Here is a 15,812-nt window from a genome sequence, read left to right as displayed (position 1 = left end):
CCGCACCTCCAGGTCACCGGTACCCAGGTGGCCGATCCCGCGCATGTCGCGCGTGAAGCCCTCCTTCAACTCCACCGTGTCCGGGTCCAACGGCAGGTACACCAGCATTGCCCGGTGCTGGGGGGACGGCCGGAAGAGCACCGACGCCATGTTCCGCAGCCGCCGGTAGGCGACGTAGTGCTTGAGCGGGACGACCTTCATCTCGCCCGACGCGGTCAGCACCTCGTCCAGCTCCCGCAGGCACTTCGGCACCTCCACCGAAACCGCCGGCTCGGCCGCCTCGACGACCTCCACTGCCGCGGGCGCACTCGTCCGGCGCCCGGTCGGCGTGCCGGTGGGGGCGACGACCGGCTCGACCAACTGCAGGCTCAGCAGCCCGCCCTCGAAGACCCGGTACCGCACCAGCTCGATCGGCCAGCGCCGACCCAGCTCGCCGACCGTCACCCGGTCGTGCCACGAGTACCCGGCCGCCACACACAGCGCCCGGGGCGAACGCCAGTCGACCGACTCCACGGCCGCCTCGCCCAGCTTCTCCCGCACCAGCGCCTCGAACCCCAGACGGCTGCTCTTCAGCCACGTCAGGTACGACAGCGCCTGCGACACGACCCCACTGTCGGCGCCCTTCTTGAACTCGACCACCACCGGCACGCCGTTCTCGTCCAGCCCCAGCGAGTCCACCCGCCCCCGGTGCCACGGCCCCGTCGGGTACTCCGAGCCAGGAACCGGATGCCCAGCATCCGCTCCATCCCGGCCTCCATCCGGCGCTGCAGCTCCACCTCCAGCGCCACCGTCGAGCCCCGCAGCTCCACCTCCCGGCCGTCCGCCTCGAGCCGGAACACCTTCAAGTCGCTCACCCAGCGGCCCCCTTCGCACGAACACGCAAGGAGACCAATCGAAAACAGCATCTCCGTATTCCGCTTCGGGCTGTGGTTCGAGGATGAGTGATCAATTTGGGAGAGACCGGCGATCAAGTCGGCAGGAACTTCGGCCCTACCGCTGGCAGCGAAGCCGCCATCCCGATGCGGGGGCGGCGGGCCTGCACCGCGACGCTGTTTAACGTGAAGCCTATGGTCCGCCTGCCCCCGCTTGCGCGGGGAGGACGGCCAGGTCCTTTACTGCACCGACACCGGCGCCGGCTGACCCCCGCTCGCGCGAGGGACTGGCAACTGGGCTGGTTTTCGCCCACAAGATGCGGCTGACCCCCGCTCGCGCGGGGAGGACAAGTAGTGCTCCTCCAGGGCCTGGGCGAGGATCGGCTGACCCCCGCTCGCGCGGGGAGGACAGCTACTCCGCCATCGCCGCCGGCAGCGGGAACGGCTGACCCCCGCTCGCGCGGGGAGGACCAGTCCGCCACCGTGGACCGGTCCGGCATCGCCGGCTGACCCCCGCTCGCGCGGGGAGGACGCGAGGATGATGCGGTCCGCCCGTTCGTACGCCGGCTGACCCCCGCTCGCGCGGGGAGGACGCGAGGATGATGCGGTCCGCCCGTTCGTACGCCGGCTGACCCCCGCTCGCGCGGGGAGGACAAGAAGGTCAGCGTCGCCGACATCTACAAGCGCGGCTGACCCCCGCTCGCGCGGGGAGGACGTTGAGCCAGGCCAGTACGACCGGGATGTCGTCGGCTGACCCCCGCTCGCGCGGGGAGGACTCGGCCCCTACAGGCCCATCGACGACGGCTACCGGCTGACCCCCGCTCGCGCGGGGAGGACCCCGCCACGCTCGTGTACACGCGGCGATCCGCCGGCTGACCCCCGCTCGCGCGGGGAGGACTGCCCCCGAGAGACAGGAGGACCGTGCCACAGCGGCTGACCCCCGCTCGCGCGGGGAGGACGTTCCGGGGGCGTCCTAGGACGGGTTCCGAATCGGCTGACCCCCGCTCGCGCGGGGAGGACGCCCCGATCCTCTACCGCGAGGCCGTCAGCCGCGGCTGACCCCCGCTCGCGCGGGGAGGACATGGAAATGCTCCGCGCCGCTATCGGCATCGCCGGCTGACCCCCGCTCGCGCGGGGAGGACGACTCCACCGCAACCATCCTGAAGGCCGGCAGCGGCTGACCCCCGCTCGCGCGGGGAGGACCCGAGCCCGAGTCCAAGCCCGAGTCCGAGTGCCGGCTGACCCCCGCTCGCGCGGGGAGGACAAGAACGCCAGCGTGCTCTTGCCGATCCCTCCCGGCTGACCCCCGCTCGCGCGGGGAGGACGAACTCCTCGCCCAGTACGCCGACGAGGCCGGCGGCTGACCCCCGCTCGCGCGGGGAGGACATCTCGGTGAAGTACTCCGGGTGCGAGGGGATCGGCTGACCCCCGCTCGCGCGGGGAGGACTTCGCCCCGTCCGGCTTCGGCCGGGCGATCCGCCGGCTGACCCCCGCTCGCGCGGGGAGGACAACCAGTGCCTCACCTGGGCGCTGGACAACAACGGCTGACCCCCGCTCGCGCGGGGAGGACTCGACGTCATCGAGGGCGAGGCCCTGGAGCTGCGGCTGACCCCCGCTCGCGCGGGGAGGACGGGTCTCGTGTGCTCATGGCCCAACCATTTCACGGCTGACCCCCGCTCGCGCGGGGAGGACCGCGCCATCGCGGAGAGTTCCGTGTCGTGGTTCGGCTGACCCCCGCTCGCGCGGGGAGGACCCGCGAAGGGCGTGACGTGAAGTCGGGGCCGCCGGCTGACCCCCGCTCGCGCGGGGAGGACCGTACAGCGTTGATTGAGATCTTGCCGCACCCCGGCTGACCCCCGCTCGCGCGGGGAGGACCCTTCACCACCTGCAATGCTGTGGCGACTTTGCAGCTTCTTTGCAATTTAGGGTTGGTGGGGTGTTCAAATGCCAAGAGCAGAGTAGTAGGTGCATCGTGCCACTGCGGTATGACGCTTTGAAGCCTGCCACTTCGGTCGGCCAGCGTGGCACTTCCCGGAGTGTCAAGGGACGGTAAGAGTTGGCTCTGGCGCAAGTTCCGTGATCGGCGCGATCCCCTTGGTCAGCCTGTAGTGGCTATAGGGCATGCTGGTGCGGTGAGTGATCCCCAGACAGAGCGGCAGGGGTGGTTGAATGGTCTGGATGTCAAGTTGCAGGCTCTGGCAGTGTCGTTGCTTACCCAGTTCAATGCTCTTGGTGCGGCTGATGCTACGGACTGGGTCAGGTCGTAGTTGAGCGAGGATCTGTCGTAGTTCGCCCGGTTCGTGCTGCTTCGAAGCCTGTGGCGTAGTCCGATCGACGACTGGGCCGACCCGGGTGCGCTCGATCAACTCCCAGCCGCCAAGCGGCTCCTTGCTGCCAGCGCGGACCGGGCCGACCTGGTTCTCCTGGCTCGGGCAATGGCCTATGAGGCAGTGTTCACGGCGCTTGACGAGTTTGAAGCCAGCCGTGATGTGAACGTCTCGGGCGTCGATGTCGGCTGGAGAGTAATTGAGACCGGGGAGGACCTATCTCCGACGGGGCGAGTCCTCGCAGGCCCGCACGAGGATCTCCTCACGATGGACCTCAGCGGGCGCGACGGAGCTGACCTGTGGCGGTAGGGCAGTCCCCTGACTGACTGCCCAGCCCTCACAGCCGGGTGAGGAGCACGCGCTTGCGGAGGAGGTCGAGCTTCGCGCGGCCGAACAACTGACGCTCGATCACCTTGATGCGGTTGATGTACCCCTCGACCGGGCCGGAGTTCTAGCGGAGCGTCAGGCCAGCCATGACGGCGTTCCAGTCCTTGCGTAGACCGGTGGCGAATGCCCCGCAGTTCAGGCAGGACGCTGCGCTCGGCATTCGCGCTCCACTGCTCAAGTTCTTCCTGGCCTTGGCGGTTGACAAGGATGGAAGCGAACCGGGCGATGAGGGCGCAGGTAATGTCCAAGTCCACTCTGCGGTAACGGAGTTGCTTCAGGACCGCTTGGTCGGCTTCTGGCCAGTTGTCGATGTAATCGCAGAAGAACCGGTGGACCCGCAGGTGCAGCACCAGCTCCTACCCACCAACCGCCGTGTCGCCGACCAGTCGCTCGTAGCCGCTGTGCACGCGCCCGGACCAGCTGCCGCCGCCCGGACACTCCGCCTTCGGTGTCCGGCCTCGGGCGTGGACCCGTACGGACCTGCCGACCGATCGAACCAACTCCACCAGCAACAGAGCGAACCGGGGAAACAAGACGGCCAGGAGATCAGTGACAAACATCCACCATGATCGCCAAGCGGCCCGACCTGCGGGTGGGGTTCACGGACTCCAGTCAGAGCCAGTCTGCCGCGTCCGCTGACACCCCGCTCCCGCGGAGGCGAGGGTTCCCGCGGAGGCGGTGGCCATGGTGACTCCGGCTGACCCCCGCTCCCGCAGGGACGACTGCTTCTCGGCGCGCTGGTACTGGCTGGCGGTCGGCTGACCCCCGCTCCCGCAAGGACGACGCTTTGCTACCTGCGGCGCTGCGATGCTTTTGCATTTTTTCCGTGTTTGACTGTTCGTATTGTTGGCTTTCAGGGAGCCGTGTGTGGGTGCATCGTGCCACGACGGTAGACGGCGGGGAGGACTTCACCGTACTCCCGCACCAGGCTGGCGAGGTTGGCTACCCCAGCTTGCGCCGGGACAGCCAAGGAACTCAGCGAAGTGGGTGCGGGCCCTGGAAGTGACCGCCACTTACGCGGGGAGGATGCGTTCGCCGTAGTGCTCATTTCGGCGAACAACGGGGCCGACACTCTAAAAGGTGAATGAGGCGCCGCACGAGATGACCTCCGCTTGCGCGGAGACGGCACTTCTAGTTCCCCTCCTGCCTCGAGCAGAACAGGGGCACCTCCGCATGGGCGGAGACAGAATCAGGTTACCCCACCAAGAAGGTTCTACTCGACGGAGGAGAGGAGTTACTTACCTGCAGGGCGTGGTGAAACGGTAAGGACAAGAATAGGGCCCATCGTGTATGAAGTCGCCCCGGGCGTATGGTGGTGAAGCGACCGACGCATGATCGCGTGAGAGTCCGAGGAGGCGTTCGCCTCAGGGCTGGTGGTGGCCCGGAGGCCGCTCGGGTTTTTTGTAGAGGGCGGCCTCCGGGGATGCTCACTGAAGGTGTTGGAGCACCGTCTCAGTGATGCGCATCAGGTAGTACAGGGTTGCTGCTGCCGGATAACCGGCGGCAGCAACCTTCTGCAGCACCTTCCACAGGCGCATGATGTGTTGGGTCATGGCGCCTCACCTCCTTCCTCTGCCGCCGATTTCCCGTTGCATGGAACGGCAGTTCTTCCCAATGGACGACGGGGAGAGAAGGCAGTCGAAGGATACGAGGACCTGGGCAGCCGGATTTAAAGTCGGAAAATATTCAATCGGGGCTGCGCCTGTAGATCGGATGCGTGTACCAATTTGTTCGATTTGGCGACTGGAGTGAACTTCCTCCAGTGAAAGGACGGTTGGGCTCGAAGGGACTTTTCTGGGCCGGAATCCACTGCAGCGGTTCACCCTTTCGGTGGCTTCTCCTGGTTTACTCTCTCCCGGTTCTCTGAAGTTGACGGCGGTTGGAAGCTTGGGCCGGAGGGCGGGTGCTCTCTTCGGCCGAGCCCGGCGGCACGGTGGCCGGATGATCCTGCAAGGGCATTTGAGCTGATCGTGTTTTCGACCTAATGTGATCGGATCTGATAACTTGCGATCACTTTTTGTAAGTGGCTCGCGGGTTGTCAGTGTGGGCTGATACTCCCTTCGGCATGAGCAATGCGTCACAGGTCGGCACGTTCTGCGGTATCGACATCCTGGTGTGGGGAAAAGAGGAGGGCCTGAGTAAGGCGTATCCGCTGATCTGCCACCTCCTCGACACCGCTGCAGTGGCTGGCGCCCTGTGGGACGCGGTCCCGGGGGCTCCACTGCGTGCCCGCCTGGCCGGGGAGTTCGGCGTCGATGAGGTCGAGGCACGGCGGTTGGTGATGATGTGGGCGGGTCTGCACGACCTCGGCAAGATCATTCCTTCGTTCCAAGGGCTGGTGGGCGTGGAGTTCGCCAAGCTGACGGCCGATCCCGGCTACGTGGAGGCATCAGGTTCGGTGTACGCGCGGCACGAGGCGGCGACACACTGGGGCTTGGTGGAGCTGCTGAAGGCGTGGGGCTACCCGGCGGAGGGGCGCCGGGTGCGGTCGTGGCCGGCGCACCAGGTCGCGCAGCTCCTCGGTGGGCATCACGGTTGCTTTGAGCGGGCGTTGCAGCGCAAGGAGTTGGAGCACCCATCGGCGTACCTGCCCGGGCTGGGGGGCGCGGCGAAGTGGGCGGAGCAGCGGGCGGCGCATGCGGAGGCGGTGCGGCGGATTGTTGGTGGCGGTGCGGTGCCGGTGGGTGGGTTGTCAGGGTGGGCTGCGGTGGTGGTGTTGGGGTTGGTGGTGGCGGCGGATTGGTTGGCGAGTCAGGTGGAGGTGATCGAGGGTCGGGTTCCGGCTGAGGGGTGGGTGGCGGACGAGGGGGCTTTGAGGGCGCACTTCGAAGTGGCGGTCGCTGGCGCTGGAGGCTGGGTGGCGGAGGCCGGCTTGGGACGGGCGGGTTTCCCCGAGCGGGAGATCGAGGCGATGTTCGACTTCGAGAAGGCGAATCCTCTGCAGCGTGGTTTGGCGCGGGAGTTGCCGGCTTTGGTGGAGGGGCCGGGGCTGGTGCTGGTGACGGCGCCGACGGGGGACGGGAAGAGCGAGGCGGCGTTGTTCGCGGCTTCGGTGTTGGCGAGGGCGTCAGGGGCCGGTGGGTTGTACTTCGCGTTGCCGACGATGGCGACCGCGGACGCGATGTTCGAGCGGGTGCGGAAGTTCGCGGACCGGAACCTTGAGGGTGAGCGCGGGGTGATGCTGCTGCACGGGATGGCGCGGCTCAGCCCACTGTTCGGGATGGGAGAGGAGTCGAAGGGCGAGGTTGCCGGCGGGGCCGGTGTCGGGCGCGGGGAGGAGAGGGGGCTCTCGGCGCGGGGTGGGACTGCAACGGAAGCCGCGCAGTGGTTGTGGGCGTCGAAGCGGGGGTTGTTGGCGCCGTTGGCGGTGGGGACGGTCGACCAGGCCCTGACGGGTGTGCTGCCGGTGCGGTACGGGTTCCTGCGGTTGTTCGGGTTGGCGAACAAGGTGGTGGTGGTGGATGAGGCGCACGCGTACGGGCCGTGGATGCATAGCCTGCTGGTGCGGTTGCTGGAGTGGCTGGGTGCGTTGCGGGCGCCGGTGGTGCTGCTGTCGGCGACATTGACGGGCCGGGCGGCATCTTCGCTGGTGGAGGCGTACCGGCGCGGGGCGGGGTTCGTGGACCGGGCGGTGATCGAGCCGTGCTACCCGGGATGGCTGTTCGTGGACGCGGCCACCGGCAAGGTGAGCGAGCCGCGGGCGGTGGAGAGCGACCGGGAGCGGAAGCTGACGGTGCAGTGTCGGCCGGTGCGGTGGGACGTGCACGAAGGTGACGCGCCGGCGAAGGACTCGCGCCGGGAGGCGTTGGTAGAACTGCTCGCGCCGGTGGTGGACGGCGGCGGGTGCGTGCTGGTGTGCTGCACGACCGTCGAGGAGGCGCAGCGCACGTTCCTGTTCCTGCGGGAGGAATTCCCTGAGCTGGCAGCGCGGGAGGGGGGTCTGCGGCTGCTGCACTCGAGGTTTCCGGCCTTCGAGCGGGAGCGGATCTCAAGGGAGTGCGAGGAGGCGTTCGGCAAGGAGAGCGGCAAGGGGGTGAGGGCAGGGTCGGTGCTGGTAGCGACGCAGGTGGTGGAGCAGTCGCTGGATCTGGACTTCGACTTGGTGGTGTCGGATCTGGCCCCATTGGCCCAGTTGCTGCAGCGGGCGGGGCGCGGGTGGCGGCACGAGCGTGAGGAGCGGCCGGGGTGGGTGGGGGCGGGGCTTCGGTTGGTGGTGCTGGAGCCAGTGGGGGAACACGGTGGGGTGCGGGTGCCGCCGTCGTGGGGGTCGGTGTACGACGGGTCGTTGCTGGTGCGGACGAGCACGTTGTTGGCGGGGTTGGAGGGGCCGGTGGCGGTGCCGGGGGATGTACAGGGGTTGGTGGATGCGGTGTACGAGGAGGACTTCGGGCGGCGGTTGGAGGAGTCGGCGCGGCGGGAGTTCGAGCGGTGGGATGTGCGGCGGGAGGCGGGGGAGCTGGCGGAGGCGCAGTTGGCGGACCTGGTGCGGATCCCGTCGCCGGGGGATGTGGACGGGGACTGGTCGGTGTTGACGGACGCTCCTGAAGGGGTGTCGGAGGAGTTGTTGGCGACACGGTTGGGGGCGGAGACGGCGCGGGTGGTGTTCGTGTACGCGCGGGAAGGGCGTGGGCTGAGTCTGGAGCACGGGGGTGAGGTGCGGGTGCCGGGCTGGTCGCGGGGCAAGGGGGTGGGGCGTGAGGGCGCGGTCGAGGTGCTGCGGCGTTCGGTGCCGCTGCCGGCCGCATGGGTGCGGGGGGAGTCGGAGGGGGATCCGCTCACGAAGCCGTGGGCGAAGACGTCCCTGCTCAAGGACGTGCGGGTAGTAGTGCTGCGTGAGGACGGTGAGGGCCGGTGGGTGGGCCGGGTCGGCGGTCAGGAACTGCAACTGTCCGAGGTCGGGGTGACGCGCGGCTGGACGGTCGACGGTCTGCCGCCGCTGGCTGTCGCGGGTGCGCGGTCCGAGGAGGGCGTCGCGGAACCGGGAGCACGGGACGGGCGGGGCGAGCGACCGGTGGTGCGCCGGGAGCTGGTGTTGAGCGATGAGAAGAGGAGAAAGAGGGTTGTGACGGAGTTCGATGCCCGGGTGGGGTTCAACCTGGTTGACGAGCCGTGGATTCCGGTGCGGTGGCTGCCGGACCTGCTGGAGCTCCCCGGTGGGCAGGAGCGTCCTGGGGCGGTCGGGTTGCGGCGGCTGCTGTTGGAGGCGCACGAGATCGAGGAGATCGCCGTCGGCCTGCCGCCGGCTCTCGCCGGCCTGTACCGGGTGCTGGCGGCGATTACGGCGCGGGTGACGGGCCTGGACGAGCGCGGTCCCGGGCTGTGGGGCAGGCGGCGCGAGCGCGTCCAGGACGAGGAGCGGTTCGACGCGAAGGCCGTCGGCACCTACCTCGACCGGTACTGGCACCGGTTCGACGTGTTCGACTCGGTACGGCCGTTCCTGCAGGACCCGCGCCTGGCCAAGCAGTGCGACGCGTCGAATACGGCGGGCGTGGACAAGCTGGTGACGACCAGGCCCTCGGGCAACAATCACGCCTGGTTCGAGCACGTGGCCGCCGGAGCGCCGGTGCTGCCGGGGACGGCGGAGGCGGTGCTGCACCTGCTGGTGTGGCACTACTTCGGACCGTCGGGTCGGTGCTCGAGTCGGACGGTGGGCTCGGTGAAGGCCGCGGATGCGAAGGCCGGCCCGCTGCGCAGTTCCCTTTCCTACCATCCGCAGGGGGTGAGCCTGTTTGAGACGTTGCTGGCGAACCTGGTGGAGCCGGGCGGGCAGGTGCGGCGGGAGGAGGATTTGTGCCCGTGGGAGCGGGAGGAGTTGAACGACCCGCTGGGGGTGCCGGCGCCGGTGTTGGGGCCTTGCTCGTCGTTGACGGGGCGTTCGCAGCACGCGCTGCTGCTGGTGCCGGACGGTGACGGGCGCAGGGTGCGGGACGCGTTCATCACGTGGGCGTGGCGGGAGAAGGTCCCGCGGGACGGTGATCCGTATCTGATCTGGCAGCTCTCGAAGGAGGGGAACTTCTATCCGCGGCCGGCGGATTCGGGTCGGGCGCTGTGGCGGGATGTGGACGCGCTGCTGCTGAAGGAGCTCCCGGGGGAGAGTCGGCCTCGGCGTCCGGAGGTGTTCCGGACGGCGCCGGAGGTGTCGGAGTGGCTGCGGGTGCGGGCGTTGGGATTCGAGCAGGACGGCCAGGCGAAGGACGTCCAGTTCGTCGACGCGTCGACCCCGCCGCTGCTGGGCGTCTCGGAGCGCTTGGCGCCGGAGTCGGCGCGGGCGGTGAGCAAACTGCGTGCGGCGGGGGAGCTGTACGGGCGGCGGCTGGATCTGGCGGTGAAGCGGGCCTGGCAGAAGTTCACCGACGCGCCGAAGCTCGGCGAGTGCGCATGGGCGGTGGAGGCGGGTGCGCGGTACTGGTCGGCCGCGGAGGCGGAGTTCTGGGCCCGGTTCGGGCGGCGGGACTTCGACAGCGCGGGTGCGGTGTTCCGGCGGCTGGCCGAGGAGGCGTTCGAGGTCGTGACAGTGCGGGCGGTGGTGTCGGTGCGGGGCGCAAGGGCCTGCGAGGCGGCACGGATCGAGTTGTACGGCGGTCGGCGCAAGAACGCCGGCGCCGCGGTGGCGGGCGGAGCTGCCCGTCGTAGTGCGAGCAAGGAGGCGGCGAAGTGAGCGAGACCGTGACGGTGCCTGAGCAGAACCCGCCAGCGGCGTCGGACGACGACGGTGTCCCCGCTCGACGCGGGAGCCGCCGGCCGACGGGGCCGGAGGCGTTCACCACGTGGGTGGAGCAGCGGTGCGGGGCGGATCCGGGGGTGCGCGCGGCGTTGCGGCGCGGCGCGGGTAAGGACCTGGATCGGGTGCCGTCGATGCACCGCTTCGTGGCCCGGTGGCTTCCCACCGGGGCAGAAGATGACGTTCAGCGGGCGTACTACACGGTGGCGGCGATGATCGCCGCGCAGCGGCGTACCCAGTACACGGTGCCCTCTCCCGTATCCGCGGACGCAGGCACGGAAGCGGAGGACGGAGCGGTGGAGGCCGGCGCGGCGCCGGCGGCCGGAGAGGCCTCGGATGGGGGCGTCGAGGCGCGCGCGGACGGTGGGGCCGCGGATGCGAGGCGGCGGTCGTGGCAGAGCCTGGGTCGGTCGTTCGCGCAAGCGGTGACGGCCGGGGGGATGCGGGAGAGTTCCGCGGAGACGCGGCTGAACCTGCTGTCGCGGCAGAGCGTGGACGGTCTGCACCGGCACCTTCCGGGCGCGGTGCGGCAGTTGCGGGAGGCCGGGGCGCCGGTGGACTGGGCGCAGCTGCTGGTGGACCTGGCCCGCTGGCGCCGCTACGGGGGTGAGGTCAAGCGGCGCTGGCTGCAGGACTTCTACCGCGAGCGCTACCGGTCGGGTGTGCGGGCGGCGCTGGACGCGGACGACGCGGAGGGCGTCGACGTCGGCGTCGGCAAGTAGCGGTTGCGGGTGCCGTCCGTCGCACGACATCCATTCAAATCAGTCCATGACAATAAATTGAGGAAGAAGAGCAATGATGGCGAAGTTGAACGAGGGTGCGGTCGCGCGGTTCGTGGACGTGCACGTGGTGCAGAGCGTGCCGTTCGCGAACCTGAACCGGGACGACAACAACTCGGTGAAGACCGTCTCCTACGGCGGGACCGAGCGGACCAGGGTGAGCAGCCAGTCGTGGAAGCGCGCCGCCCGCACCTACTTCCAGGAGCGGATGGGGGAGGCGGCGCTGCGCACGCGCCGCATCGGCGAGAGGGTGGCGCGCCTGCTGGCGGAGGAGCGCGGCTGGCCGGGAGTCCTGGCCGCGCGGGCGGGGCAGCACGTGGCGGCGGGCAGCAGCATCAAGTTCGAGGTCGACGGTGACACCGCGGCGGTGACCACCAACGCCATGGTCTACGTCCCGGGCAGTGCGGTGGCGGAACTCGCCGATCTGGCCGAGGAGTTCCGGGCCGCACTGGAGGCGGCGAAGGAGATCAGGAAGTCGAACGACAAGAGCGTGCTGCCCAAGGACCGGATCGACGCGGTGCTGCGTTCGCGCAACGGGGTGATCAACCTGTTCGGGCGGATGCTGGCGGAGGTCGACGACGCGGGCGTGGACGGGGCGGTACAGGTCGCGCACGCGCTGACCACGCACGGCACCGACATCGAACTGGACTACTTCTCGGCCGTCGACGACGTGACCGACTTCTGGAGCGACACCACCGGCAGCGCGCACATGGGCCACGCCGAGTTCTCCGCCGGCGTGTTCTACCGCTTCGCGACGATCGACCTGAAGGAGTTGGCGGACAACCTCGGCGGCGACCTGGTCGCCGCGCGCGAGCTGGCTTCCGGCTTCGTGGAGGCGTTCGTCCTGTCGCTGCCGCAGGCGAAGAAGACCGCGACCGCGCCGCACACCATCCCCGACCTGGTGCACATCGCGGTGCGCTCGGACCGGCCGCTGTCGTTCGCCGCCGCGTTCGAGAAGCCGGTCCGGGCCGGCCAGGAGGGCGGCTACTCCGGGCCCTCGCGCAACGCGCTGGCCGAGTACGCGGCGGCCGCGAACACGCTGCTCGGCAACCGCGGCGTCATCTCGGCGGGCTGGGCCGGGATCGACCCGAAGAGCCCGGAGGAACTGGGCGAGCGGGCCGCCTCCTTTCCCGCGCTGATCGCCGCCGCCATCGCCGCCGCCTACCCGCAGGCGGGCCGGTGAGCGGTGAGGCGGGCCTGCTGCTGCGGCTGGCCGGCCCGCTGCAGTCCTGGGGCGAGCGCAGCAAGTTCAACGAACGCGACACCGCCCCCTTCCCCACCCGCTCCGGAGTGATCGGCCTGCTCGCCTGCACCCTCGGCCGCCGACGCGGCGAGGACATCGGCGACCTGGCCCGCCTGTCACTGACCGTGCGCGCCGACCGGCCCGGGGTGCTGCTGCGCGACCTGCACACCGTCGGCGGAGGGCTGCCCGCCCGGCACACCGTCACCACCGCCGAGGGCAAGAAACGCCCCACCGCCGCGGCGACGCTGCTCTCCCACCGCTACTACCTGGCGGACGCCGTGTTCACCGCGGCGCTCACCGGCCCCGCCGACGTCCTGGACGCCTGCACCGCCGCACTGCGCGCACCGCACTGGCCGCCGTACCTGGGACGGCGCTCCTGCCCGCCCGAAGGGCCACTGCTGCTGGGCGAGTTCGACGACGTCCACCGCCACCTGGTGGAACTCCCGCTGGCCCGGACCCGCAAAGGGACCGCAGCCACGGTGCCGGTGGTCTTCCACGGCGACCGACCCCTCACCCACCTGTCACCCGCCGCCCCGGGCGCCGACAGCGGCAGCGAGCCGGCCGGACAGGTCAACGACCAGCCGCTCGACTTCCACCCCCGGCGCCGCGCCTACCAGAGCCGCTCCCGCTACCAACGCACCCTGCACCTGCCCGCCGAACGCTGCCAGGGCCTGGGCGCCGACCACCTCAAGGCCCTCGCCGGCTACCTCGCCCCCTATACGCCCCGTCCCGAAGGCTCACCGGCATGACCCTGTGGCTGACCCGCATCATCCCCGACCAGCGCCACCGCGAGACCCACCGCGACAGCGAAGACGCCGTCAACCTCCACCACCGGATCATGTCGCTGTTCCCCGACGACGTCCCCAGCACCGAACCCCGCCGCCACCTCGGCATCCTCTTCCGCACCGAGACCGGCCGCGACGGCGAGCAGATCCTGCTGCAGAGCAACCGCGAACCCGACCTCACCCAACTCCCCATCGGCTACGGCACCGTCGCTACCAAACCCCTCACCCCGCTGCTCGACGCCCTGCGCAAGGGCCTGCCCGTGCGCTACCGCATCGCCGCCAACGCCGTCCGCAAACCCGGCGCCACCACCCGCGCCCTCTACAACCTTCCCGAGGTCGTCCCCCTCACCGGCGCCCACGCCGACGAGTGGTGGACCCGCCAGGCCGAAACCTCCGGCCTCGCCCTCGCCACCCTGCACTCCACCCCCCTGGACGCCGCCACCGGCAACCGCCGCCAGGACAAGCAACGCGTCCAGCACGCCCGCACCCTCTTCGAAGGCACCGCCCACATCACCGACCCCGACCTCCTGCGCACCCGCATCCGCGAAGGGATCGGCCGCGGCAAGGCGTACGGCTGCGGCCTGCTCAGCATCGCCCCCCGCCGGGAACCCTCATGACGCCCCCGCCCCCGCCCCCGCGTCCACGCCGCGGCACCGGCAACCCGGCCGACGCCCGGCGCAGACTCGCCGCACCCACCGTCGCCATGCTGCCCCGCATCGCCGACTCCCTCTCCTTCCTCTACCTCGACCTCGTCCGCATCGTCCAGGACGACACCGGCGTCTGCGCCGAGATCAACACCGCCCAGCGCGGCACCGAAACCGTCCACCTCCCCACCGCCGCCCTCAGCTGCGTCCTGCTCGGCCCCGGCACCTCCATCACCGCCCGCGCCCTGGCCACCTTCGCCCGCCACGGCACCACCGTCCTCATCGCCGGCTCCGGCGGCGTGCGCTGCTACGCCGCCGCCCTCCCCGAATCCCTCAGCACCACCTGGCTGGAATACCAAGTACGGGCCTGGGCCGACGACCGGCAGCGCATGGCCGTCGCCATCGCGATGTACCGCCGGCGCTTCGGCGACACCGACCTGCCCGCCGACATCAACCTCGACAGACTCCGCGGCATGGAAGGCCAACGCGTCAAGGCCCACTACCGCCTCCTCGCCCAGCAGCACCGCATCGGACGCTTCCGCCGCACCTACGACCCCGACTCCTGGGACACCCAGGACCCCGTCAACCTCGCCCTGTCCGCCGCCAACACCTGCCTCTACGGCATCGTCCACGCCGCGATCCTCGCCCTCGGCTGCTCCCCGGCCCTCGGCTTCGTCCACAGCGGCAACCAGCAGGCGTTCGTCTACGACATCGCCGACCTCTACAAAGCCGAACTGACGATCCCCCTGGCCTTCTCCCTCCACTCCTCCACCGAACCCGAAGCCGAAGCCCGCCGCGGCTTCAGGGAGGGCCTGCGCCTCTTCAAACTCCTGCCCAGGATCGTCACCGACGTCCAGCGCCTGCTCGCACCGGGAACCGACATCGCCATACCCGACCCGGACGAACAGCTCGTCGACCTCTGGGACCCGGTCGTCGGAGTCGTCCCCGGCGGCGTCAACTACTCCACCGGCGAAGCACTGTGAGCCGCCTCCCGGCCGCCGCGCTTGAGGAGTCGCCGTGGCGTCCTTGACCGTCCTGTCCATGACCGCCGTCCCGGACCACCTGCGCGGCGCACTGACACGCTGGCTGCTCGAAGTCACACCCCAGCTGTACGTCGGCACCGTCTCCGCCAAGGTCCGCGAAGAACTCTGGTCATCCGTCAGCAACTGCATCGCGGACGGAGTCGCCGTACTCGTCCACCCCGCCGCGAACGAACAAGGCTTCGCACTACGCACAGCAGGAACCCACCGACGCCAGCCCGTTGACTTCGACGGCCTGCTCCTCATCGCCCAAACGCGATCGGTCGCATCCGAAAGTCAAGAAATCGCAAAGCCCTAAAGAAGGCGCAGGTCAAGAAGGGTCCTCCCCGCGCGAGCGGGGGTCTGCCGATGGCGAACTCGCCGATGGGCGCCGGCGTCATGTCCTCCCCGCGCGAGCGGGGGTCTGCCGATCTCGGCCCCGTGGGTGATCCACCAGTACGGGTCCTCCCCGCGCGAGCGGGGGTCTGCCGGTGAGGAAGCGGGCGATGTCCCCGAGGGAGAAGTCCTCCCCGCGCGAGCGGGGGTCTGCCGTCGTCGTCCGGCTCGTCCGTCCAGTTGCTCATGTCCTCCCCGCGCGAGCGGGGGTCTGCCGAACCTGTCCAGCTACTCGGCCGTGAGCGGCACGTCCTCCCCGCGCGAGCGGGGGTCTGCCGCCCCCGGGGTGTGGGCCCGGGGGCTGGGAGCGGTCCTCCCCGCGCGAGCGGGGGTCTGCCGCCAGCGGGCGGGGGATTGCGCCCATTCGGCTAGTCCTCCCCGCGCGAGCGGGGGTCTGCCGCGGGCCCGCCGCGGCGCGCTCTCGCAGTCGATGTCCTCCCCGCGCGAGCGGGGGTCTGCCGTGGTTCTGGCGCCGAGCCTCCCTCAGCACGGCGTCCTCCCCGCGCGAGCGGGGGTCTGCCGAGGCCGGAGTGCCGGTCCGCGGTGGGGTGCGGGTCCTCCCCGCGCGAGCGGGGGTCTGCCGCCTCGTCCAGGCCCCGGTCACCGACAAGTACAGTCCTCCCCGCGCGGGCGGGGGTC

Annotated in this window: 9 protein-coding genes and 2 CRISPR repeat arrays; of the genes, 7 read left to right on the top strand and 2 right to left on the bottom strand. The window is 70.2% G+C overall.

The features are described from left to right. Together ACFUEL_RS19125 and ACFUEL_RS19120 are read right to left on the bottom strand one after the other, a co-directional pair. Window positions 1–678: hypothetical protein (locus ACFUEL_RS19125; RefSeq protein WP_380237525.1), on the bottom strand; the 678-nt coding region annotated here is incomplete at its 3' end. Between the two features lie 455 nt (window positions 679–1,133). After that, a CRISPR array of direct repeats spans window positions 1,134–2,747; the repeat unit is 29 nt; unit sequence CGGCTGACCCCCGCTCGCGCGGGGAGGAC. Window positions 2,748–5,013: 2,266 nt separating this feature from the next. Next, window positions 5,014–5,139: a hypothetical protein gene (locus ACFUEL_RS19120; RefSeq protein ID WP_380237524.1), complete on the bottom strand. Its 126-nt coding sequence runs from the start codon at window positions 5,137–5,139 to the stop codon at window positions 5,014–5,016. Between the two features lie 512 nt (window positions 5,140–5,651). On the opposite strand from ACFUEL_RS19120, the gene casA reads away from it, so the two are divergent. The 7 genes from casA to cas2e all read left to right on the top strand — a co-directional run bounded on the left by casA (window position 5,652) and on the right by cas2e (window position 15,096). Beyond that, window positions 5,652–10,244: a type I-E CRISPR-associated protein Cse1/CasA gene (gene casA / locus ACFUEL_RS19115; RefSeq protein ID WP_380237523.1), complete on the top strand. Its 4,593-nt coding sequence runs from the start codon at window positions 5,652–5,654 to the stop codon at window positions 10,242–10,244. Further along, window positions 10,241–11,029 (top strand): type I-E CRISPR-associated protein Cse2/CasB, encoded by a 789-nt coding sequence (casB, locus tag ACFUEL_RS19110; protein WP_380237522.1) that lies wholly within the window; start codon window positions 10,241–10,243, stop codon window positions 11,027–11,029. The genes casA and casB overlap by 4 nt, the downstream gene beginning before the upstream one ends. 73 nt (window positions 11,030–11,102) lie before the next feature. After that, window positions 11,103–12,269 (top strand): type I-E CRISPR-associated protein Cas7/Cse4/CasC, encoded by a 1,167-nt coding sequence (gene cas7e / locus ACFUEL_RS19105; RefSeq protein WP_380237521.1) that lies wholly within the window; start codon window positions 11,103–11,105, stop codon window positions 12,267–12,269. After that, window positions 12,266–13,078 carry a type I-E CRISPR-associated protein Cas5/CasD gene (cas5e, locus tag ACFUEL_RS19100; protein ID WP_380237520.1) on the top strand — a complete coding sequence of 271 codons (813 nt, stop codon included), beginning with the start codon at window positions 12,266–12,268 and terminating at the stop codon, window positions 13,076–13,078. Before cas7e ends, cas5e begins: the two co-directional genes overlap by 4 nt. Beyond that, the gene (gene cas6e, locus ACFUEL_RS19095) at window positions 13,075–13,731 is read left to right on the top strand and encodes a type I-E CRISPR-associated protein Cas6/Cse3/CasE (protein WP_380237519.1); all 657 of its coding nucleotides are present in this window, start codon (window positions 13,075–13,077) and stop codon (window positions 13,729–13,731) included. The genes cas5e and cas6e overlap by 4 nt, the downstream gene beginning before the upstream one ends. Then, the gene (cas1e, locus tag ACFUEL_RS19090; protein ID WP_380237518.1) at window positions 13,728–14,741 is read left to right on the top strand and encodes a type I-E CRISPR-associated endonuclease Cas1e; all 1,014 of its coding nucleotides are present in this window, start codon (window positions 13,728–13,730) and stop codon (window positions 14,739–14,741) included. The genes cas6e and cas1e overlap by 4 nt, the downstream gene beginning before the upstream one ends. A gap of 34 nt (window positions 14,742–14,775) precedes the next feature. Beyond that, window positions 14,776–15,096: a type I-E CRISPR-associated endoribonuclease Cas2e gene (gene cas2e, locus ACFUEL_RS19085; protein WP_380237517.1), complete on the top strand. Its 321-nt coding sequence runs from the start codon at window positions 14,776–14,778 to the stop codon at window positions 15,094–15,096. A 21-nt stretch (window positions 15,097–15,117) separates the two neighbouring features. Then, window positions 15,118–15,756: direct repeats of the CRISPR family, unit length 29 nt; unit sequence GTCCTCCCCGCGCGAGCGGGGGTCTGCCG. Window positions 15,757–15,812: the final 56 nt, after the last annotated feature.

Origin of the sequence: Kitasatospora sp. NPDC057198, assembly GCF_042670125.1 — a bacterium.
Taxonomy (GTDB): domain Bacteria; phylum Actinomycetota; class Actinomycetes; order Streptomycetales; family Streptomycetaceae; genus Kitasatospora.
Note: the sequence above shows the minus strand (reverse complement) of the source record. Positions and strands in the feature narration are given on the sequence as shown.

What these genes read in the sequence shown, in the direction of transcription:
- casA (WP_380237523.1), top strand. Translation starts at nt 5,652, where the DNA reads ATGAGCAATGCGTCACAGGTCGGCACGTTCTGCGGTATCGACATCCTG.
- cas7e (WP_380237521.1), top strand. Translation starts at nt 11,103, where the DNA reads ATGATGGCGAAGTTGAACGAGGGTGCGGTCGCGCGGTTCGTGGACGTG.
- cas6e (WP_380237519.1), top strand. Translation starts at nt 13,075, where the DNA reads ATGACCCTGTGGCTGACCCGCATCATCCCCGACCAGCGCCACCGCGAG.
- ACFUEL_RS19120 (WP_380237524.1), bottom strand. Translation starts at nt 5,139, where the DNA reads ATGACCCAACACATCATGCGCCTGTGGAAGGTGCTGCAGAAGGTTGCT.
- cas1e (WP_380237518.1), top strand. Translation starts at nt 13,728, where the DNA reads ATGACGCCCCCGCCCCCGCCCCCGCGTCCACGCCGCGGCACCGGCAAC.